The organism is Microlunatus endophyticus, from assembly GCF_014646195.1.
GTDB lineage: Bacteria > Actinomycetota > Actinomycetes > Propionibacteriales > Propionibacteriaceae > Microlunatus > Microlunatus endophyticus.
Map to the genome: position 1 here is coordinate 165220 of NZ_BMMZ01000005.1, position 20002 is coordinate 185221.

The 20002-nt window shown below is 66.5% G+C and carries 18 protein-coding genes; 4 read left to right on the plus strand and 14 right to left on the minus strand.

Features of this window, described 5'->3' with window-relative positions; translation table 11 throughout:
- Nucleotides 1–2: 2 nt before the first annotated feature.
- From IEY07_RS11865 to IEY07_RS11880, 4 genes are read right to left on the minus strand one after another with little or no spacing between them, the layout of a single operon-like run.
- Nucleotides 3–866, minus strand: coding sequence for an ABC transporter permease (locus IEY07_RS11865; RefSeq protein WP_188895581.1), 864 nt, complete (start codon nucleotides 864–866; stop codon nucleotides 3–5).
- Nucleotides 866–2155 carry an amidohydrolase family protein gene (locus IEY07_RS11870; protein WP_188895582.1) on the minus strand — a complete coding sequence of 430 codons (1290 nt, stop codon included), beginning with the start codon at nucleotides 2153–2155 and terminating at the stop codon, nucleotides 866–868. The genes IEY07_RS11865 and IEY07_RS11870 overlap by 1 nt, the downstream gene beginning before the upstream one ends.
- A gap of 27 nt (nucleotides 2156–2182) precedes the next feature.
- A complete protein-coding gene (locus IEY07_RS11875; RefSeq protein ID WP_188895583.1) occupies nucleotides 2183–3109 on the minus strand; it encodes an ABC transporter permease in 927 nt (308 codons plus the stop codon).
- A 20-nt stretch (nucleotides 3110–3129) separates the two neighbouring features.
- Nucleotides 3130–4842 carry an ABC transporter substrate-binding protein gene (locus IEY07_RS11880; protein ID WP_188895584.1) on the minus strand — a complete coding sequence of 571 codons (1713 nt, stop codon included), beginning with the start codon at nucleotides 4840–4842 and terminating at the stop codon, nucleotides 3130–3132.
- A 316-nt stretch (nucleotides 4843–5158) separates the two neighbouring features.
- Between IEY07_RS11880 and IEY07_RS11885 the strand changes: the two genes are divergently transcribed.
- Both IEY07_RS11885 and IEY07_RS11890 read left to right on the plus strand, forming a co-directional pair.
- Nucleotides 5159–5923 carry a helix-turn-helix transcriptional regulator gene (locus tag IEY07_RS11885; RefSeq protein ID WP_188895585.1) on the plus strand — a complete coding sequence of 255 codons (765 nt, stop codon included), beginning with the start codon at nucleotides 5159–5161 and terminating at the stop codon, nucleotides 5921–5923.
- A 38-nt stretch (nucleotides 5924–5961) separates the two neighbouring features.
- The gene (locus IEY07_RS11890) at nucleotides 5962–7134 is read left to right on the plus strand and encodes a MalY/PatB family protein (RefSeq protein WP_188895586.1); all 1173 of its coding nucleotides are present in this window, start codon (nucleotides 5962–5964) and stop codon (nucleotides 7132–7134) included.
- 18 nt (nucleotides 7135–7152) lie between these two features.
- Here the strand turns inward: IEY07_RS11890 and IEY07_RS11895 are convergent, their stop codons facing one another.
- Complete coding sequence (locus IEY07_RS11895; RefSeq protein WP_188895750.1) at nucleotides 7153–7770, minus strand: TrmH family RNA methyltransferase; 618 nt, start codon at nucleotides 7768–7770, stop codon at nucleotides 7153–7155.
- 99 nt (nucleotides 7771–7869) lie between these two features.
- Here IEY07_RS11895 and IEY07_RS11900 point away from each other — a divergent pair, with 99 nt between their 5' ends.
- A complete protein-coding gene (locus tag IEY07_RS11900) occupies nucleotides 7870–8526 on the plus strand; it encodes a DedA family protein (protein WP_188895751.1) in 657 nt (218 codons plus the stop codon).
- 104 nt (nucleotides 8527–8630) lie between these two features.
- Here the strand turns inward: IEY07_RS11900 and IEY07_RS11905 are convergent, their stop codons facing one another.
- The 8 genes from IEY07_RS11905 to IEY07_RS11940 form a co-directional block, all read right to left on the minus strand.
- Entirely contained in the window at nucleotides 8631–9566 is a 936-nt protein-coding gene (locus IEY07_RS11905; RefSeq protein ID WP_188895752.1) for an aldo/keto reductase, read from the minus strand.
- A 173-nt stretch (nucleotides 9567–9739) separates the two neighbouring features.
- Nucleotides 9740–10534 carry a LemA family protein gene (locus IEY07_RS11910; RefSeq protein WP_188895587.1) on the minus strand — a complete coding sequence of 265 codons (795 nt, stop codon included), beginning with the start codon at nucleotides 10532–10534 and terminating at the stop codon, nucleotides 9740–9742.
- 58 nt (nucleotides 10535–10592) lie between these two features.
- Nucleotides 10593–11144: an orotate phosphoribosyltransferase gene (gene pyrE / locus IEY07_RS11915; RefSeq protein WP_188895588.1), complete on the minus strand. Its 552-nt coding sequence runs from the start codon at nucleotides 11142–11144 to the stop codon at nucleotides 10593–10595.
- A gap of 65 nt (nucleotides 11145–11209) precedes the next feature.
- Complete coding sequence (locus tag IEY07_RS11920) at nucleotides 11210–11911, minus strand: class E sortase (protein ID WP_229670000.1); 702 nt, start codon at nucleotides 11909–11911, stop codon at nucleotides 11210–11212.
- Nucleotides 11912–11988: 77 nt separating this feature from the next.
- Nucleotides 11989–12537: a hypothetical protein gene (locus IEY07_RS11925; RefSeq protein ID WP_188895589.1), complete on the minus strand. Its 549-nt coding sequence runs from the start codon at nucleotides 12535–12537 to the stop codon at nucleotides 11989–11991.
- A gap of 121 nt (nucleotides 12538–12658) precedes the next feature.
- Nucleotides 12659–13969, minus strand: coding sequence for a glycoside hydrolase family 125 protein (locus IEY07_RS11930; RefSeq protein ID WP_188895590.1), 1311 nt, complete (start codon nucleotides 13967–13969; stop codon nucleotides 12659–12661).
- A 79-nt stretch (nucleotides 13970–14048) separates the two neighbouring features.
- Nucleotides 14049–15275: an ROK family transcriptional regulator gene (locus IEY07_RS11935; protein WP_229670001.1), complete on the minus strand. Its 1227-nt coding sequence runs from the start codon at nucleotides 15273–15275 to the stop codon at nucleotides 14049–14051.
- 153 nt (nucleotides 15276–15428) lie between these two features.
- Nucleotides 15429–16172, minus strand: a complete 744-nt coding sequence (locus tag IEY07_RS11940) for a spermidine synthase (RefSeq protein WP_188895755.1) — start codon at nucleotides 16170–16172, stop codon at nucleotides 15429–15431.
- Nucleotides 16173–16479: 307 nt separating this feature from the next.
- On the opposite strand from IEY07_RS11940, the gene IEY07_RS11945 reads away from it, so the two are divergent.
- Nucleotides 16480–17184, plus strand: coding sequence for a gamma-glutamyl-gamma-aminobutyrate hydrolase family protein (locus IEY07_RS11945; protein WP_188895591.1), 705 nt, complete (start codon nucleotides 16480–16482; stop codon nucleotides 17182–17184).
- Nucleotides 17185–17268: 84 nt separating this feature from the next.
- Here the strand turns inward: IEY07_RS11945 and clpB are convergent, their stop codons facing one another.
- A complete protein-coding gene (clpB, locus tag IEY07_RS11950; protein WP_188895592.1) occupies nucleotides 17269–19884 on the minus strand; it encodes an ATP-dependent chaperone ClpB in 2616 nt (871 codons plus the stop codon).
- Nucleotides 19885–20002 lie beyond the last annotated feature (118 nt).

Below are 20002 nucleotides of genomic sequence, written 5' to 3' on the forward strand. Positions count from 1 at the left end.
GATCATCCTCGATCCATCCGGTCGCGGATCCAGTCACCCAGCAGGCTGACCGCGATCACGGTGCAGGTGATCACCAGTCCGGCGAAGGTCGACATCCACCACGCCGTCCCGAGATAGGGCTGTCCCTCGGCGAGCAGCTGGCCCCAGTCCGGGATGTCATGTTTGGGGCCGAGTCCCAGGAAGCTCAGCGATGCGCTCGCCACGATCGCGGTCCCGATCGAGACGGTCGCCAGCACGACCACCGGAGTGATGGCGTTCGGCATCACATGCCGGAACAGCAGCCGCGAGGGCCGGAACCCGACGGACCGCGCCGCGTGCACGTACAACCTGCCGCGGACCGACATGACCTGGCCGCGCATCACCCGGGCGAAGGACGGCGTCGCGCTGATCCCGACGCCGAGGATCAGGTTGCCGGTCGTCGGTCCGAGTGCGACCGTGATGATCAAGGCCAGCAGTACACCCGGAAAGCACAACAGCACGTCCAGCACCCGGCCGATGATCATGTCGGTGACCCCGCCGTAGTAACCGGCGATCAGACCGATGAGTCCGCCCAGGACCAGTGCAAGGAAGGTCGCCGCAACACCGATGATCATGGCTCCCCGGGCGCCGAAGACCAGCAGTCCGGCGACGCTGCGGCCGTACTGGTCGGTGCCGAGCAGTGTCACCCCGGGATGCTGCAGGACTCGACTCGCATGCAACGCCCCGATGTCGCCGCGGACCAGCAGCCCGGGCACCAGGCTCGCGAGCACCACCAGCAGGATCCACACGCACGCCAGTGCGGTGACGACCGAGGCCGCGGACATCCGGCGACGCCGGGTCCGCAGGGGAAGTGTGCCGACGAGTGCGGCGTCGGCGGATGCACTCATCAGGTCACCGCCCCGGCGGGCTGCGGGTCATGGCGGACGCCGGGATCGGACGCCGCTGCGGCGCGCAGGAAGGGCGACAAGGTCGTCGGATCAAGGGGTTCCAGGGGCGGCAGCGGATCCGGGATGAACGCCACGCCGCGGCTGACGACCAGTCGCAAGTCGCTGATCACCGAGATGTCGGATCTCGGATCGCCACCGACCGCGATCAGGTCGGCATCGAGTCCGACGGCCAGCCGCCCGGTGACGTCGGAGATGCCCAGTGCGGTCGCCGAGACCGAGGTCGCGGCGTCGAGAACGGCCTGCGCCGGCAGCCCCAACGACACCATCGCCTCCAGCGCACCGGGGAAACCGTGGTGCGGAGTGTTGTCGATGCCGCAGTCGGTACTGGCGATGATCTTGCAGCCACGGCGATAGAGCTCGGCCAGGGCAGGCTGGAACCGTCCCTGGGTGAGCTCGACGATCTGTGGCATCCGATAGTTGATCGTCGGCGACACATAGCTCTGCGAGGCAGCGATCCGGTCGGCCAGTTCCGGGTCGACGTACCGACTGCCGTCGGCGTGGACGAAGGAGCAGTGCTCGATCGTCGTCACCCCGGCGGTGACCGCACGCTCGATGCCCTCGATACCGTGTGCGTGGGCCGCCACCTGCTTGCCGACCCGACGCGCTTCGGACACGATGGCCGACAACTGATCCTGTTCGAACTGGGCATACCACGGCGCCGACCCGGCGGTCATGAATCCACCGGTCGACATCACCTTGATCAGATCGGCACCGAACTTGTGGTGCCGGCGCACCATGGTCCGGACATCGGAGATGCTGTCGGCCTCGCCACCCATGAACCAGCAGTGACCGCCGGTGACGGTGATCGGCGAGGCAGCGGTGAGAATCCGCGGCCCACGTGCCGTTCCGTCTTGGATGATGTCGCGCACCGCCGGCCCGAGATAGTCCCGCGACCCGAGATCCCGGGCGGTGGTGACGCCGACACTGAGCAGCTGGCGGGCACTCTGCAGCATCAATGCGACCTGACGGACATCGTCCTCGGCCATCATCCGCTCGACCGGCTTCGGACCGCCGTCGAAGCCGAGATGGACGTGGGCGTCGATCAGGCCGGGCATGATCGTCGCGTCCCCCAGCGACTCGATCACAAGATCCGGTGGATAGCTCGCCAGCGGAAAGTCCGCCTCCGCGCCGACCCAGATGATCTTGCCGTCATCGACCAGGACGGCACCGGGAGCATATGCCCGGCCGGCATCCTGAGTCAGCACCAAACCAGCTGTATAGAGCTTCATTCTCCAACCTCTCTGTCGATCGACAGGTCAGGCGACCGTACGGACACGGGGGTCTATAACTGCATAGGACACGTCGACCACAATGTTGATCACGATGTAGATGACCGCGATCACCAGCACCACACCCTGGACGACCGGATAGTCCTTGCCGGCGATCGCCTGCACCAGCATCTGGCCGAGGCCCTGACGGGCGAACACGGCCTCGACGATGACGGCGCCGGCGATCAATGCGCCCAGCTGGAGTCCGACGATCGTCACCGTCGGGATCACCGCGTTGCGCAGCACGTGCTTGAAAACGATCACCCGTGGCCGCAGCCCCTTGGCGTGCAGCGCGGTGACGAAATTCTCCCCCAGCACCTCGATCACGCTGTTGCGGACGAGCCGGGTCACGGTCCCGGCAGCCGACAACCCGAGGGTGAAGGCCGGCAGCACCAGGCTCTGCACGCCGGAACTGCCGGTCGCCGGGAAGATCTTCAGCGTGAAGGAGAACATCATGATCAACAACAGTCCGACCCAGAATGACGGCATCGACGTGTTGAGCAGGCTGAGCACCCGGATCACCGCGTCCGGCCACCGATTGCGATAGATCGCCGACAGCGATCCCAGCACCATGCCCAGAACCGCCGAGACGAACGCTGCGGCCAGCGCCAGCTCGAGCGTCGGCAGGATCTGCTGGCCGATCATGGTCGTCACCGGTTGCCGGGTGGTGTAGCTCAGCCCGAGGTCGAGCCCGGCCGCGTGCCCGATGAAGTTGAGGTACTGCAGCCCGATCGGCTGATCGAGTCCGAACTGCTGCCGCAGTGTTGCCTCGGCCTGCGGCGTTGCCGGCGCGCCCGCCAGCAACACCGAGACCGGGTCACCTGGCAGCATCCGGAGCGTGATGAACAGCACCAGGGTGACGCCGATCAGGGTCGGGATACCGAGGCCGACGCGCTTGATGATCAAGAATCCCATTCCTGACCTCCGTTCCGCTCTCAGGACTTGGTCAAGGAGACGTCGTACAGCACCGGATAGCCCTCGGCATCGAAACGCAGCCCGGTGATGCCACTGGTGGCGACCGTGTAGGTCGGGACGTAGATCCCGACGCTCAACGCCTGATCGACGACCTGCTGTTGGACCTGCTGGTAGAGCTTGTCCCGGCTTGCCGGATCGCTCTCCTGCTGAGCCTTGAGGATCTCGCTGCTCAGCTGTTTGTCGTCCGCGTGGGTGAAGTCGAATCCGCTGCGCCCCGGCTTGGGAATGAATTCCGGGCTGTAGAGCGAGTAGAGCACGTTCGGGTCGACGCTGACCAGGCTCAGCCCGGCGATGTCGTAGTCGCCGTTCTGCAGGGTGGTCTGCAGCGGGGCCGACTGCTGGAGCACGACGTTGACGTTGACGCCGATGGCCTTCAGGTTGTCCTTCATGAACTGGGCGATGTCCTGGCGCTTCTCGCGATTCGGGGCGCCTTCGACGTAGGTCAGCGTCAGCTGCTTGCCGTCCTTCTGCCGGATGCCGTTCGGACCGACCTTCCAACCAAGATCATCCAGCGCCTTCTTCGCTGCCGCCGGGTCGTAGCTGAACGAGTTCTCCAGCGACTTGTCGTAGCCGGCCGTGGTCGGCGCCAGCGGCCCCCAGGCGCGCTGGTAGACGCCGAAGTAGAGCGCCTTGACCGCGGAACCGACATCCATGCCCTCGCGGATCGCCTTGCGGACCGCCGGGTCGTTGAGCGGTGCATGGCTGGTGTTGAAATTCAGCTGGAACGGCGATCCCGACTGTGCCTGCGCGTAGAAGCTCAGCGTCGGATCCTTCTTGATCACCGCCGCCTGATTCTCCGGGACGTTGCCGATCGCCTGGACGCTGCCGTTGCGCAGCGATCCGATCCGGACCGTTGCGTCCGGAATGATCTGGAAGGTCAGTTTGTCCAGGTGGGCGGGCCCGGTGTGCTTGGCGGTCGACGGTGCCCAGTCGTAGTCGGGGTTCTTGACCAGCACGATGCGGTCGTTGGGCGTGTAGCTGGAGAACTTGAACGGACCGCTGCCGACGGGATGCAGAGCGAAGGCGGCCAACGACATGGACTTCGCCGACTTCGGCGAGACCATTCCCAGGAATGGTGAGCTCAGGTTGTAGAGGAAAGGCGCGTAGGCCGTCTTGAGCTTGACGACTGCGGTCGTGGCGTTGGTCGCCCGACAGGATTGGTAGGGACCGATCAGGCTGACCGCGTAGATGGACGCACTCTTGGGATCGACGATCCGGTTCAGGTTGAAGCACACCGCTGCTGCGTCGAATTTCGATCCGTCCTGGAACTTCACGTCGTCGCGGAGGGTGAAGGTGTAGGTCTTTCCGTCATCGCTGACCTTCCACGACTTGGCCAGCCAGCCGACCGGTTGCCGATCAGCGTTCAGGGCGACCAGCGAGTCGTAGATCTGGCGCATCACCCGCGCGTCCTGGGCCGCGGCAGCGACGTTGGGATCGAAGGAGACGAACGGGGTGTCGACAGCGAAGGTGGCGCTGCCGCCGGAGGTCGCGGCGGAGCCGGCGTTTCCGGGCGGCGACGACGATGTGCCGCCACCTGAGCAGGCTGCCAGCACGAGAGCGGTCAGCACAGCGACCGCGGCGAAGGCCGCCCTGGCCAGCTGCGGCAGGCGGGCGTGGTGAGCGGCGGAGTAGTGCAGGGCGGAACGAGACGAAGCGGATGAATCCGAGTCCATGGCGACGCTCCTCGGCTTGAGGTGTCCGGCGCCGGCTGTCGAGCCCGTGGACGCCAGGTGAACCGGGCACCCGACCGGACAGCAGATCGCCGTAATCTCCGATCAACGTACGGACGGTATGTTGAGACCGTCAAGAACTTGTTGATGACTGCAACATGCTGTTGACACGATCGTCACATCTGTTTGATCAGATGGGAGCCGGCGAGGGTGCCCGCCAGCTGAGCGAGCCCGGTAACCCCTGGCCGGGCGGCCTATTCTTCGCAAGGGCTCCACGGAGGAGGAGCTGTCACCAGACCTAGGGGACCGGGAGTTACTGATGGCGTTGAACGAGACGGCTGCGGACCACATTCAACCGGATGTTGAAGTCAGTGCGGTGAAGCGCAGTGTGGACGGTGAGCGATTGATTGCCGTGTTCTCGGCTCTGGTGGAGCCGATCGGCAGGTCTCTGCCGGCCTCGAGCGAAGTCGTCCTGCACGATCTCAGCCTGCTGCCAGACTCGATCGTGGCCATCCACGGAGACGTGACCGGACGGCAGGTGGGCGATCCCGCCACCAATCTGCTGCTGCAGAAGGCGGTATCGGGATCGCTGGAGCATCAGGTCGGTTACGAGACGACGCTGCCGGACGGGCGGCGGATGAAATCCTCGACGATGGTCATCCGGGACGTGGCGGGGACTCCCGTTGCAGCACTGTGCATCAACACCGACCTCTCCCACTGGTATTCGGTCCAAAGGATCGCCCGGATGATGATCGGCGAGGAACCCGCAGTGCCCGCCGCCAGTCGGCCGACCGCCCCGAGTGCGGAGGTCGAGTCCGAGACAGCCCGGACCGAGTCGAACGAGGTGTTCGCCCACGACGTCGACGAGCTCGCAGCCCATCTGATCCACCAGGCTGTCCAGAAGACCGGCGTCCCGGTCGATCTGATGCAGAAGAAGCACAAGGTCGCGGTCGTCCGCGACCTGAAGGCCCGAGGGATGTTCCTCCTCCGGGACGCGGTCGACATGATCGCCACGTCGCTCGGCGTCACCCGATTCACGATCTACAACTATTTGAACGAGATCAACGACGCTACCGACGACTGATCCGATACCCAGGGAGTTGACCAGATGGTGGTTTTCCGATGAGCTACGCAACCGACTTCGACACGATCTCAGCCGAACGGCTCCGCGACATCGGCAGCATGAAGTGGACGCTCTTCCCCGAGACGATCGGGGCGTTCGTCGCGGAGATGGACTTCGGCGCTGCTCCGGCGATCACCGCGGCATTGCATGCCCTGGTCGACGACGGCCTCTTCGGCTACCTGCCCAAGAAGCTGTCGGAGGCGCTTTCGGTGGCCGCCGCCGAGTGGGAGGCCAAGAGCTACGGGTGGCAGGTCGATCCGTCCCGGGTGCATCCGATACCGGACGTGATCAAGGGGCTGGAGATCGCGATCGAGCACTACTCGCGACCGGAGTCGCCGGTGATCGTCCCGGTTCCGGCGTACATGCCCTTCCTGAAGGTGCCGACCAGCCTCGGCCGTAAGATCATCCAGTTGCCGCTGGCCGAGGATCAGGGGAGGTACAGCTTCGATCTGGACGGGCTCGCCCGTGCCTTCGACGAGGGCGGCCATCTGCTGGTGCTGTGCAACCCGTACAACCCGGTCGGCCGGGTCTTCGGCATCGATGAGCTGACCGCGATCAGCGATGTGGTCGCCGAGCACGGCGGCCGGGTCTTCTCCGACGAGATCCACGCCCCGCTGGTCTACCCGGGTGCCAAGCACGTCCCGTACGCCTCGGTCAACGAGGTCGCCGCAAGCCACACCGTGACCGCGATCTCGGCGTCGAAGGCCTGGAACCTGCCCGGACTCAAGTGTGCGCAGTTGATCATCAGCAATGATGCCGATGCCCTTGCCTGGGAGGATTTCGGGCAGTTCGCCGGACACGGCACGGCGACCCCGGGAGTGGTCGCCAACACCGCCGCCTACACCTCGGGACGACCCTGGCTGGACGAGGTGGTCGGCTATCTGGACAACAATCGCCGGCTGCTCGGCGAGCTGTTGGCCGAGGAGCTACCGATGATCAAGTACACCCCACCGGAGGGCACCTACATCGGCTGGCTGGACTGTCGTGATCTTGAGCTGGGAATGAACCCGGCCGACTTCTTCCGCGAGCACGCCGGCGTCGCACTGACCGACGGCGAAGGTTGTGGGGCGCCCGGATTCGTACGGATGATCTTCGCGACGCCGGAGCCGATCCTCACCACTGCGGTCAGGCAGATGGGTGCAGCCGTACGCGATCACGCCGCCGGCCGGTGAGCACCGGGTTCGTGATCACTAGTTCCACTGCAGTGACCAGTGATACATCGCGATCGCTGCCGCCGCGCCGGCGTTGATCGAGCGGGTGGAGCCGTACTGGCTGATCGCGACCAGGCTGTCACACAGCGCAACCATCTCCTCGGTCAGGCCGGGGCCCTCGGAACCGAAGACCAGGCAACTGCGCTCGGGCAGCTTCGCGGTCTCCAGGGGGACCGAGCCCGGCAGGTTGTCGACGCCGATCGGACGGTAGTCGCCTGCCTGCAGGAAGTCGGCGAAGTCGGCGACGTCGGGATGGTGCTGCACGTGCAGATAGCGGTCGGTGACCATCGCGCCGCGCCGATTCCACCGCCGGCGACCGATGATGTGCACTGCCGCGACGTTGAAGGCGTTGGCCGTCCGGACGATCGAGCCGATGTTGAAATCGTGCTCCCAGTTCTGGATGGCGATCCGCAGCGGTCGGCGGCTCCGGTCCAGATCGGCCACGATCGCCTCCACCGACCAATAGCGGTATTTGTCGACCACATTGCGCCGGTCGCCCTCGGCCAGCAGTCCGACGTCCAGCCGCGGGTCGGTCGGCCACGGTCTTGGGGCCGGTCCGACCCCGGTCTCGACCTGCGGGTCGGCGGCCTGCGCCAACTCGTCGTCGCTTAGGAAACCCACGGGCCCGACGGTACTCTCGCTCGGGTGATCCCACCGATCGGCGCATCCGTGCAGCACCTCGCCCTGCTGGCGCCCATGTTGCTGCCGTCCTGGCTCGATCCCGAGACCATGATCAAGGGATTCGGCTCGTATGCCATCCTCGGCGTCGCGTTCATCATCTTCGCCGAATGTGGGCTCTTCGCCATCCTGCCGGGTGACTCGCTGCTCTTCACCGTCGGCCTGTTCGTCGGCGCCGGGACGATCGGCATGCCGCTGTGGCTGACCTGTCTGATCTTCACCGTCTGCGCCATCCTCGGGAACGCCTGCGGTTACCTGATCGGGTACCTGGTCGGGCCGCCGCTGTTCAAACCGCGGTCGGGCACCGTCGGCAGGATCTTCAACCCGAAGTACGTCACCCGGACCCACGAATTCCTGGAGCGCTACGGCAGCCGGGCGCTGATCCTCGCCCGCTTCGTCCCGATCATCCGGACGTTCGTGACCTTCGCCGCCGGGGTCAGCCGGATGGGTTTCCGCCGGTTCATCCTGTTCACCGCGATCGGCGGCGTGATCTGGGCGCCCGGCGTCACGATTCTCGGCTACTTCCTGGGCAACGTGGAGATCATCCGGCAGCACATCGACCTGGCCCTGGTGCTCGTCGTGCTGCTGTCGCTGATCCCGATGGGCATCGAATTCGTCCGGACCCGGCGCAAGGCCGCCCGTACCACCGCCGCCGAGGGGTCACTAAATCCCTGATCTGTGCGGCGCGTCGTCGAGTGAGTCCGACGGGCGCTCACGACACGCCGCAAGAATCGAGGATTCTGTGACCCCTCGGCAGCGGGGGTGGCTTCCGGATCGGGTCAGGCCGTGATCTTGATCAGTTCGTTGAGATCCTCGTCGGTGGGCTCCCACAGCCCCGCGGCGACGTTGGCCTCGATCTGCTCGACCTTGGTCGCACCGGCGATCACCGAGGCGACGGTCGGCATCGCGGCCAGCCCGCCGATCGCGACCTGCAGGATGCTGATCCCCCGGTCCGCGGCGAACTTCTCCAGCGCCTCGATGGTGTCCCAGTCGGCACCAGCGAGCCGGTCGGGTGCACCGGCGAGCCGAGTGCCGTCGGGAGCAGCGCTGCCGCGCTTGTACTTACCCGTCAACAGGCCGTTGGCGAGCGGGAAGTACGGCAGCAGGCCCTGACCGGTGCGCTCCAGCGCCGGGACGACCTCGGCCTCCAGCGCGCGGTTCAGCCAGGAGTAGTGGTTCTGGGCGGAGACGAAGGGTTCGTAGCCACCGGTGGAGGCGGTCCAATCGGCATCCATCACCTGCCAGCCCTTGAAATTCGACGAGCCGATGTAGCGGACCTTGCCCTCGGTCACCAGATCGCTGAGCACCGAAAGCGTCTCCTCGATCGGTGTGTTCGGATCCGGCTGGTGCATCTGGTAGAGGTCGATCCAGTCGGTGCCGAGCCGCTTGAGGCTGTTCTCGACCGCGATCCGGATGTAGCGGCGGGACCCACGGATCCCCCAGTCCGGGCCGTTGGTGCCATTCATGTTGCTGCCGAACTTGGTGGCGATGATCACCTTGTCCCGCTTGCCCTGCAGCGCCTTGCCGAGCAGGGTCTCCGAGCCGCCACCGCCGCCGTACACATCGGCGGTGTCGAACAGCGTGATGCCGGCATCGATCGCGGCGTCGACGACGGTCGGAACGTCCTCGTCGGCCATCCGGCCGCCGAAGTTGTTGCAGCCGAGGCCGACGGTGGACACGGTCAGCCCGGACTTGCCGAGCTGCTGGTAGGTCATTTCAGGCACAGTGCGCTCCCTTTTGCCGAAGCAGAGAAGAGGGTCGTCAGGGATCCAGGACCAACGTCAGTGTCGATCCTGGCGGCGTCGTCACCGGCGCCCCGGGCTCATGCCTGCAAACCCTACTTCACCGGCCGGGAGCGGACGGGGGGACCCGGCGGCCGGTGAGACGGTCAGCTCTGCGGCGGCTGGCCGAACGGCGGTTGCTGGGCCGGGGGCTGCTGCGACGGGGGCTGCTGCGACGGGGGCTGCTGCGGATAGGGCTGCTGCTGGGGAGCCTGCTGCGGTGCGGGCTGCTGGAAGCTGCCGGGAGCGTACGGCTGCTGGGCCGGCGGCTGAGCGGGCGGCAACTGTTGTTGCTGCGGCGCGTCGCCCCGGTAGGCGATCTCGCCGAAATTGACCGCCGGGGCGGTCCGCGCGGCCGGGTCGGTGACCTCGAAATAGGTCGCCTTCTCGAAGTGGAACATCCCGGCGATGATGTTGGACGGGACACTCTCCACCCGGGTGTTGTAGGCCCGGACGTTGGCGTTGTAGAAGCGCCGGCCGTTGGCGATCCGATCCTCGGTCTCGGCCAGCTGCCGCTGCAACTCAAGGAAGTTGGTGTTGCTCTTCAGGTCGGGATAGGCCTCGACGCTGACCATCAGGCCGCGTACGGCACCGGACAGCTGATCCTCGACCTGGGCCCGTTCCGGGCTCGCCTGGCCCTGGGACGCCGACAGCGACTGGGCCTGGCTGCGCAGCCGGGTGATGTCGTCCAAGGTGTTGCGCTCATGGGCGGCATAGGCCCGTACGGTCTCCACCAGGTTGGGCAGCAACTCGTAGCGCCGGTTCAACTCGACGTCGACCTGCCGCCAGGACTCCTGGATCTTGTTCCGCTCCCGGACGAAGCCGTTGTACATGCTGACCATGACGATGGCGAGGATCGCCAGCACGACCAGGATCAGGATGATGACGATCACGAGGCTCATGCACAGACCCTATGCCAGGCCCGGACCAGAATGCAGGACCAGAGCGCAGGACCCGGCATCACGCCAGGCCGAGGTCGGCTGAGCTGATCGCGTAGCGGTATTGCAGCCCCTCGGCCCGGATCTTCTCCGCGGCCCCGGTGCCCCGGTCGACGATCACCGCGACACCGGCGATCTCGGCCCCGGCCTCGCGGAGCGCCTCGACCGCGGTCAGCACCGAGCCACCGGTGGTGCTGGTGTCCTCGACCGCGAGCACCCGGCGGCCGGACACCTCGGTGCCCTCGATCAGCCGCTGCAGACCGTGAGCCTTCTGCGCCTTGCGCACCACGAAGGCGTCCAGCCTGCCGCCGGCGGCGGCAGCAGCGTGCAGCATCGAGGTGGCTACCGGATCCGCGCCGAGGGTCAGACCGCCGACAGCCGCGAAATCCCAGTCAGCGACCAACTCGCGCATCACCCGGCCGACCAACGGCGCGGCAGCGCCGTCGAGAGTCACCCGTCGCATGTCGACGTAGTAATCGGCCTCCCGGCCCGACGACAGCGTCACCCGCTGATGCACCACCGCGAGGTCCTTGATCGCCTCGATCAGCGCTGCCCGGTCCTGTTCGATCGTCATGGCGGCAGCCTATCCATCCGGACCGATGCCCAGGACCGGCTTCACCCGGTCTCACTCGGTCTTCGTCACTTGGCCTTGGTCGACACCAGGTGTCCGAAACCCACCGAGCGGTCCGGTGAATGGAACAGGTCCTGACAGGTGGTGAGCGTGATCAGCTTCTTGGACGGCTGTTCCGCCGGATGGCCCGGCACCGGGTCGAGCACCCAGCCGGCAGTGTCCTCCACCGTCAGGCTCTTTGGTGCCTGGTCGACCTGATAGGTGTAGATCGTGGTCCGGGTCTCGATGATGATCTTGTCACCGGTGTTCAGTTCGAGCAGGTTGGCGAACGGCTGGCCGTGGGTGATCCGGTGGCCGGCGAGCGCGAAGTTGCCCACCTGACCGGGACCCACGGTGCTCGGATAGTGCCCGACCCCACGAGCCAGCACGTCCAGTCCGACACCCTGCAGGATCGGCACTTGGTCGACACCGATGGCCGGAATCGAGATCAGTCCGATCGCGTCACCGGGGACGGCGTTGCGATCACTGTCCTTCTCGGTCGACTTCGTCGACGGCGTCGGGCTGCTCCAAACCTGCTTCAGCTTCGTTCGTTCGTTGTCGTAGGTCTTGTGCGCGCTGACGTTGGTGCCCCAGACCTGGTAGCCGACGTAACCGAGGCAGCCCAGGCCTGCGAGCAGCAACACCAGTCCGATCACCGCCAGCGCACCGGAACGCCGTCGGCGCCGCCGGGACGGCCCCGACGACCGAGTAGCGCCGCCGGCGTGTGTCACGGCTCCATTGTGCCGATCCGGATCCAGTGCCGGTCGATTCCGGCAGAAGCCGCGGGCATCAGGACGGGATCAGGACCTCAGCGCGACTCGCGGCTGCACCAGGCCGTCACCGCCGGTGTCCACAGGATCACCACCGCGAAGGCGATGTAGACCCCGACGGGCAGCACCCAGCTGATGTGGTCGGACAACACCACCGCGGCGGCGACGATGCTCATCGCGCCCAGCAGGCTGATCGCAATCCTCGGCCAGGCCCTGCGTTGCAGCAGGAAGAAGGCGAGCACCACGGCAGCGCCGGGAAATCCGAAGCCGACCAGCGCCAGCCCCTCCAGCATCTGCAGGTGGAAGCGCTCGAACATGTGGTAAAAGACGCCGTCGGTGCCGGAATAGCCCAGCCCGTCGCGGGCGATGTAGACGAACATCCACACCAGCGCCAACTCGGTCATCAGCAGCATCGAGCCGGCGATGATCAGGACCAGCGACAGTGTCAGCATCGCCGGACGCTGCATCGGCCGCTGGCCGGGCCCGGCCGCGGCCTGCGGCCGGACAGGATCGTACGGCTGCGGCGGTGGCTGCTGCAGATATGGCTGATGGGATCGTGGCCGCGCGGGACCGTACGGTGCGCTCACGCGCCACCCGTCGGGGAAGCTGGGATCTGCCGTGCCACCCGAGTCAGGCTAGTCCGTGTCCGGTCAGGTTCCCACAGCAAGTCAGACAGCACTCAGGACCCCCGTCCCAGTGCCGCGCCGATCAGAATTCAACGACCTGATCGGCCAGCCGCAGCCCGGCGAGATCGAGCACGAGCTCACACATCATCGCGTTGGCCCAGGAGAACCAGGGGCGGCTGAACCGCGTCGGGTCATCCACGTCGAAGGACTCGTGCATCTGCCCGGTCCCCCCGGTGGTGTCGGCCAGCAGCCGCGCCAGCCTCAGCTTCTCCTCGCGGTCGGTTGCGGTCAGGCCCTGGACGGCCAGCGCAATCGGCCAGACGTGGTTGGGATGGGTGTGCGGGCTGCCGATCCCCTCGGCATGGCTTCCGGAGAAGAAGTACGGGTTGGCCGGGCTGAGGATCATCCGGCGGGTGGCCAGATAGGTGGGATCATCCGGCGGCAGGTAGCCGGACAGCGGCAACGACAGCAGGCTCGGCATGTTGGCGTCGTCCATGATCACGTGACGGCCCAGACCGTCGGTCTCGTAGCAGTAGACCCGCCCATAGGTCGGGTGGTCGACCAGTCCGTAGGTCTGGATGCCGTCCCGGATCGAGCCGCGCAGCCGGGCTGCGCGCTCGGCGATCCCGGCATCACCGAGAACCTCCTTGGCGATCACCTCGAGATAGCCGAGGACGACCGCGGCGAACATGTTGCCCGGCACGTTGTAGTTGTAGGTGCAGGCATCGTCGCTGGGCCGGAAGGCGCTCCAGGTCATCCCGGTCGGTCCGACCGGTTCACCGCGCCCGTTGCGGCTGAGGGTCTCGGTGACCAGCGTGGTGTCCCGCTCGAAGGAGTACGGCGACCGATCGTGATCGAGTTCGCATTCCCACAGATCGAGGATCATCTGCGCGGCCCTGGCGAACCGGGCGTCCAGATGATCACTGCGGCCGGTGATCCGCCACAGCGCGTAGCCGAGCTCGAGCGGGAAGCAGAGGGAGTCGATCTCGTACTTGCGTTCCCAGATCTGCGGTCCGGCGCCGGAGCGGTCCGAGGCATGCGGGCTGGGCTCGGTGCCTCGCTTGAAAGAATTGGCGTACGGGTCGATGATCACGAATTCGACCTGCCGCCGGAACACTCCGACCAGGGTTTCGGCCAGATCCGGGTCGCGATCGCACAGGATCAGGTACGGCCGGATCTGGGCTGCACTGTCGCGCAGCCACATCGCCGGGATGTCCCCGGTGAGCAGGTAGGTGGTGCCGTCCGGCGCCAGTTCGGCGACTGCCGGCAGGTTCTCGCTCATCACCCGGTTGAACAGGTCGGTGATCTCCGGGTCGCCGATCGTCGTGTCGACCTGCCCGGTGATCTCGGACAGGAGCGCGGCGTCGATGCGAGCTGATGGGTGACGATCCATGATCTCCTCTGGACTGCGTGATCTCTCTTGGACTGCGTGCTCTTCTTGGACTGCGTGCTTCTCTCGGACTGTGGCGCGGTCAGCCGGCCAGCAGTACGGCCGGGTTGGTCGAGAAGGTGTGGTCGAGGACCAGGCTTGCAGCGCCGACCGCTCCGACATCCTCCCCGATCCGGGTGCCCGAGGTGGTCAACTCCCGAGCCGACTGCAGACTGTGCCGGCGCCGAAGCTCGGCGATCCGACCGCTGCTGAAGAACGGCGCCAGCGTGGTCCAATGCGGCCCGCCGAAGACGATGTGGTCAAGATCGAGTAGCAGCGCGATGTCTTCGCTGGCCTTCAGCACGCCGCGGACCATCGTGTCAAGCACCTGCGACGCCGGATAGTTGCCCGACAGTGCCCGCTCGGCCAGCTCGACCAGTCCCGCCTCGACCTGGGGCCGGTCGTCCAGATCGACGTCATGATCAAGTGCACCGTTGACGATGCCGAGGTGGACCAGCATCCGTGGCTGGCTGCCCTCCCCCAGACAGCCCTGGTAGCCACACGGACAAGGGATGCCGTTGTCGACGATGATGTTGCCGATCTGGCCGGAGTTGTGGCTGGTCCCGCGGAACACCTCGTTGTTGATCACCAGTCCTACGCCGACACCGGTGCCCAGATAGAAGAAGAGGAAGTCACCGGACTCGCCGTACCACTTCTCGGCCGCCGCGGCCGCGGTGACGTCCTTGTCCAGCAACACCGGGAGGCCGACCGCATCGCGCAAGGCATCCCGCAGCGGCACGTTCTGCCAGCCCTCGAGATTGGGCGGATCGACGATCACACCACGGTCGACGTCGATCGGGCCCGGTGCGGCGATGCCGACGCCCACGATCCGGTCCCGGCTGATGCTGGCGACCTTGATCAACTCCTCGATCTGGGCGGCGCTGTCGGCCGTGACCTCGGCGGGATCAGGATGGGCCGGGGTAACGAACCGGGCGTGCGCCAGGGTCGTACCGACGAGGTCCAGCAGTACGTAGGTGATCACGGCCGGATCCAGATGGACGCCGATCGCGTACTGGCCGTCGGGGTTGAGGTTGAGCAGAGTCCTGGGCTTGCCCCGGGCGATCGGGGCGCGCCGACCCTCGGTGATCAGACCGGCTGCGATCAGCTGACGGACTATGTTGGTGACCGCCTGGGCCGAGAGACCGGTCGCGGCCGCCAACTCGACCCGGCTCACGCCGTCAGCACTACGCCGGACGGCGTCCAGAATCACCGTCTGGTTGTAGTCGCCGATCCGACCCTGGCTCGCTGCCTTGCGCGTCGATGCGCTCACCCGCCACCTCAGTCTTCTATTACTCAAGTGAGTTTACTTAATATCGCATATTCAGGCAGATTCCCACCGTCGTTCGCCGAAATTGAGACTTTGGTTTCGCCACCGCGCCGGCCGGTCGGCGGTCAGGACGGGCTACCTGGTCAGCGGTCCGGGTCAGCGGAAACGGGTTACCGGAGGCTCCGGCGAGGCCGAGCTGTCGGCGTCGGTGAACGGTGCCGCTCCCGAGATCAGCTGCTCCAGCCGCGCACCGGTCAGCACCCGGTAGGGGTAAGCGGACCTGGCCGACCGCGCCGCCAGTTCGTCCAGCGGCAGCTCCCGGTCGGCGGCCAGCACGATGATGTTGCCGAACCGGCGTCCCTTCAGCGTCGACGGTTCGGTGCAGAGAGTGACGCGCGCGAAGGTCTTCGCTGCTGCCGCGGCCACCCGGCGGGCGTACTCCAGACCTCTGTCGGTGATGTTGAGCATCAGTACGCCGCCAGAGCCGAGCACTCTGCGGACATCGGCGAAGAACTCCGTCGTCGTCAGCTCCGCCGGCACCCGGGCGCCGGCGAACGCGTCCACGATCACCACGTCGGCATAGTCGTCGCGCAGCTCCGCGATCCCCTCGCGGCCGGCTGTGGCACGCACCTTGATGCCGCTCTGGCGCGGCAGCGGAACGTGGCGGCGAACGAATTCGGTCAGTTCGGCGTCCGGCTCGAGAACGATCTGCGCGGAGTGCGGCCGGGTGGCGGCCACGTAGCGTGGCAGCGTCATCAGCGCCCCGCCGACGTGCACGATCCTGATCCGCTCACCCGGCGGGGCGACCAGGTCCAGGGCGTCGGCCAGTCGCTGGACGTAGTCGAATTCCAAGTATCGCGGGTCGTCCAGGTCCACGTAAGACTGATCCGTACGCCCCATCCGCAGCGTGTACGCCGACGGTCGGGCCGCATCCGGCACCAGGAAGACGCCACCGGCCCCACGCCGCAGCACCAGATCATCCACCCGGTCAGCGTACGGGGCCGGATCCTGGAGGTTGCGTGCGAGCAGCAGGCACTGCGGCTGGTCGGGGCCATCGACGACCTCGGGCCGGCGGCCGAGACTCCGATGATCATCGCCGGATGCCTGGACGCCGATCCCTCTGATGCGAGCATCCGGTTTCTCACCGGCCGGCAGTCGCGCGGCGGACGGAGCGTCTGTCACCCCGACGCTGGGCTAGCATCGGACGGTGCCCAGACCACGCATCCTCATCGTCGGACGCTGGTCCGACCAGATCGGCAAGGACCCCGGCGAGGGCGTCTACGTCGGCCGCAAGCTGATCGACTCCGTCGCCCGCGCCGGCGCGGAGCCGATCATGGTCTGGCCCGAGACCGCCGACCGGGCCACCGCCCTGGTCGGCCTCGCCGACGCGGTGATCCTGCCCGGCGGTGGTGATCTTGACCTGCGGCCGTACGGCGTCCCCGAGGTGCACCCGCTGGAGAACCATCAGCCGCCAGAACAGGACGCCGCCGATGTCACCATCGCCCGCGCCGCCCTCGACGCGGGTCTACCGATCCTGGCGATCTGCCGTGGCATGCAGGTGCTGAATGTGATCATGGGCGGCACGATCTTCGCCCATGTCGAGGAGACCACGGTCGAGCACAAGGGCGTACGGCATCCGATCGACATCGTGGGTGGGAGCAGTCTGGAAAAGATCTTGGGCGATACCCGTACGGTCGGCTATAGCTGGCACCACCAGGCGTGCAGGGATCTCGCGCCCGGGCTGGTGCTCAATGCCACTACCCCGGACGGGACCGTCGAGGGCTTCGAGTCCACCGATGGCCGGATCCTCGGCGTTCAGTGGCACCCGGAGGTGGACGCCGCCGAGGATCCGATCCAGGCCAGACCGTTCGGCTGGCTCACCGACAGCGCCCTGTCGACCCAACCCTCCTGACTCGCGCACCAACTGCGGCGGGCCGCGCCCCGCGCGCAGGATGCGGCCCGCAATAAGTGATACGCAGGGATTCAGGGACCCGGATCAGGCGACCGCGGGCTGCGGCGCCTCGGTGATCTTGAGACCGTCGGCGTTGTCGTCGACATCGAACCTGACGGTGTCACCCTCGGTCACCCGCCCGGCGAGTACCTCACGGGCGAGTTGATCTTCGATCGTGGTCTGCACCAGCCGGCGCAACGGCCGGGCACCGTAGACCGGGTCGAAGCCGGTCAGCGCCAGCCAGTCACGAGCCGCCTGGGTGACCTCGACCGCGATTCGCCGATCCGCCAGCCGGTCATTGAGCCGGGCGATGTTGATATCGACGATCTTGGACAACTCCTCTGTGCCGAGAGCATCGAACAGCACGATCTCGTCCAGCCGATTCAGGAATTCCGGCTTGAACGACGCCCGGACGACATTCATCACCGCGTCGCGCTTCTTGTCCTGCGCCAGCGTCTGATCGGCCAGGAACTGCGAGCCGAGATTGGAAGTCAAGATCAACAACACGTTGCGGAAGTCGACCGTACGGCCCTGGCCGTCGGTCAGCCGGCCGTCGTCAAGAACCTGCAACAGGATGTCGAAGATCTCCGGATGGGCCTTCTCCACCTCGTCCAGCAGCACCACCGCGTACGGCCTGCGGCGCACGGCTTCGGTGAGCTGACCGCCTTCCTCGTAACCGATGTAGCCCGGAGGAGCACCCACCAGGCGGGCAACCGAGTGCTTCTCGGAGTACTCGCTCATGTCGATCCTGATCATGGCGTGCTCGTCGTCGAAGAGAAACTCCGCCAGCGACTTGGCCAGCTCGGTCTTGCCGACGCCGGTCGGGCCGAGGAACAGGAACGAACCGGTCGGACGGTTGGGATCGGAGATCCCGGCCCGCGACCGGCGGACGGCATCGGAGACCGCGTGAACCGCCTGCTTCTGGCCGATCAACCGTTGGCCCAGACGATCCTCCATGTGCAGCAGCTTCTCGCTCTCGCCCTGCAGCAGTCGGCCGACCGGGATGCCGGTCCAGTTGGACACCACCTCGGCGACGTCGTTGGGACCGACTTCCTCGGAGACCATCGGGCCCTTGCCGGACTCCTCGGCTTCCTTCTCTTCTTCGTCGGCCTTCTCCAACTGCTTCTGCAGGGCCGGGATCTCGCCGTACAGCAACTCGCTGGCCCGACCGAGATCACCCTCGCGCTGGGCCCGCTCCGCCTCGCCGCGTAGCTCGTCGATCCTCTTCTTCAACTCGCCGACCTGGTTGAGCCCGGCCTTCTCCGACTCCCAGCGTGCCTCCAGGCCGCGCAACTGCTCCTCGGAGTTGGCCAGATCCTCGCGCAGCCGGGCAAGTCGCTCGGCACTGCCGGGGTCGGTCTCCTTCTGGAGTGCGAATTCCTGCATCCGCATCCGCTCCACCTGGCGACGGAGTTGATCAATCTCCTCGGGCGAGGAGTCGATCTCCATCCGCAGCCGGGACGCAGCCTCGTCGATCAGGTCGATGGCCTTGTCAGGAAGCTGACGCGACGTGATGTAGCGGTTGGACAATGTCGCGGCGGCGACGAGCGCGCCGTCGGTGATCGCCACCTTGTGGTGGGCTTCGTACCGCTCGCGCAGACCGCGCAGGATCGCGATGGTGTCCTCGACACTGGGCTCACCGACGAAGACCTGCTGGAAACGTCGCTCCAGCGCGGGATCCTTCTCGATCCGCTCGCGGTACTCGTCCAAAGTGGTGGCGCCGATCATCCGCAGCTCACCGCGGGCCAGCATGGGCTTGAGCATATTGCCGGCATCCATCGCGCCCTCACCGGTCGCACCGGCACCGACGACGGTGTGCAACTCGTCGATGAAGGTGATCACCTGGCCCTCCGAGTCGCGGATCTCGTTGAGCACGGCCTTCAGCCGCTCCTCGAACTCACCGCGGTACTTCGCGCCGGCGACCATCGAGGCAAGATCAAGAGAGATCAGCCGGCGACCCTTCAGCGAATCCGGCACGTCGCCGGCGACCAGACGTTGGGCCAGTCCCTCGACGACAGCGGTCTTGCCGACACCGGGCTCCCCGATCAGGACCGGGTTGTTCTTGGTCCGCCGAGCGAGCACCTGGACCACACGACGGATCTCGGTGTCCCGGCCGATGACCGGGTCGAGCTTGCCCTCGCGGGCCTGCGCGGTCAGATCGACGCCGTACTGCTCCAGGGCCGAGGAGGTGCCTTCGGCCTCGGCACTGGTGACGCGCTTCGAGCCACGGGACTCGTTGAACGCGGCGGCCAGCTTGTCCGGCGTCGCGCCGGCCTTGGACAGGATCCGCCGGGCGTCGGAATCGACGGCAGCCAGCGAGATCAGCAGATGCTCCGTGGCGACGTAGGCGTCACCGAGTTGCTCGGCGCGTGCTTCGGCGTCGGCGAGCACCCGGGCCAGCGCACCGGAGATCCCCGGCTGGCTGACCGAGTTGCCCTTGGCGGACGGGAGTTTGGTGATCGCCTGCTGCGCTTCGGCGCTGACTGCGGCGGGGTCCGCCCCGACGGCAGCGAGCAGCGGCCCGACGGTGTTCTCGGGCACCGACAACAGTGCGCTCAGCAGATGCTGCGGCTCGGCATTGGGATTGCCGGCCAGCAGGGCGTTACGCAATGCGGCCGAGACGGCGTCCCGGCTCTTCGCAGTCAGTTTCTCAGCTTCCAACTCGGTCGCTCCTTATGCGGGTCCAACGGTCGTAACATTCATCCTCAACCAACATTGAGTCTACCTGACTCAACCTTGCACGGAACCAGTGTATTCCAAGTTGAGTCCACCTGACTCA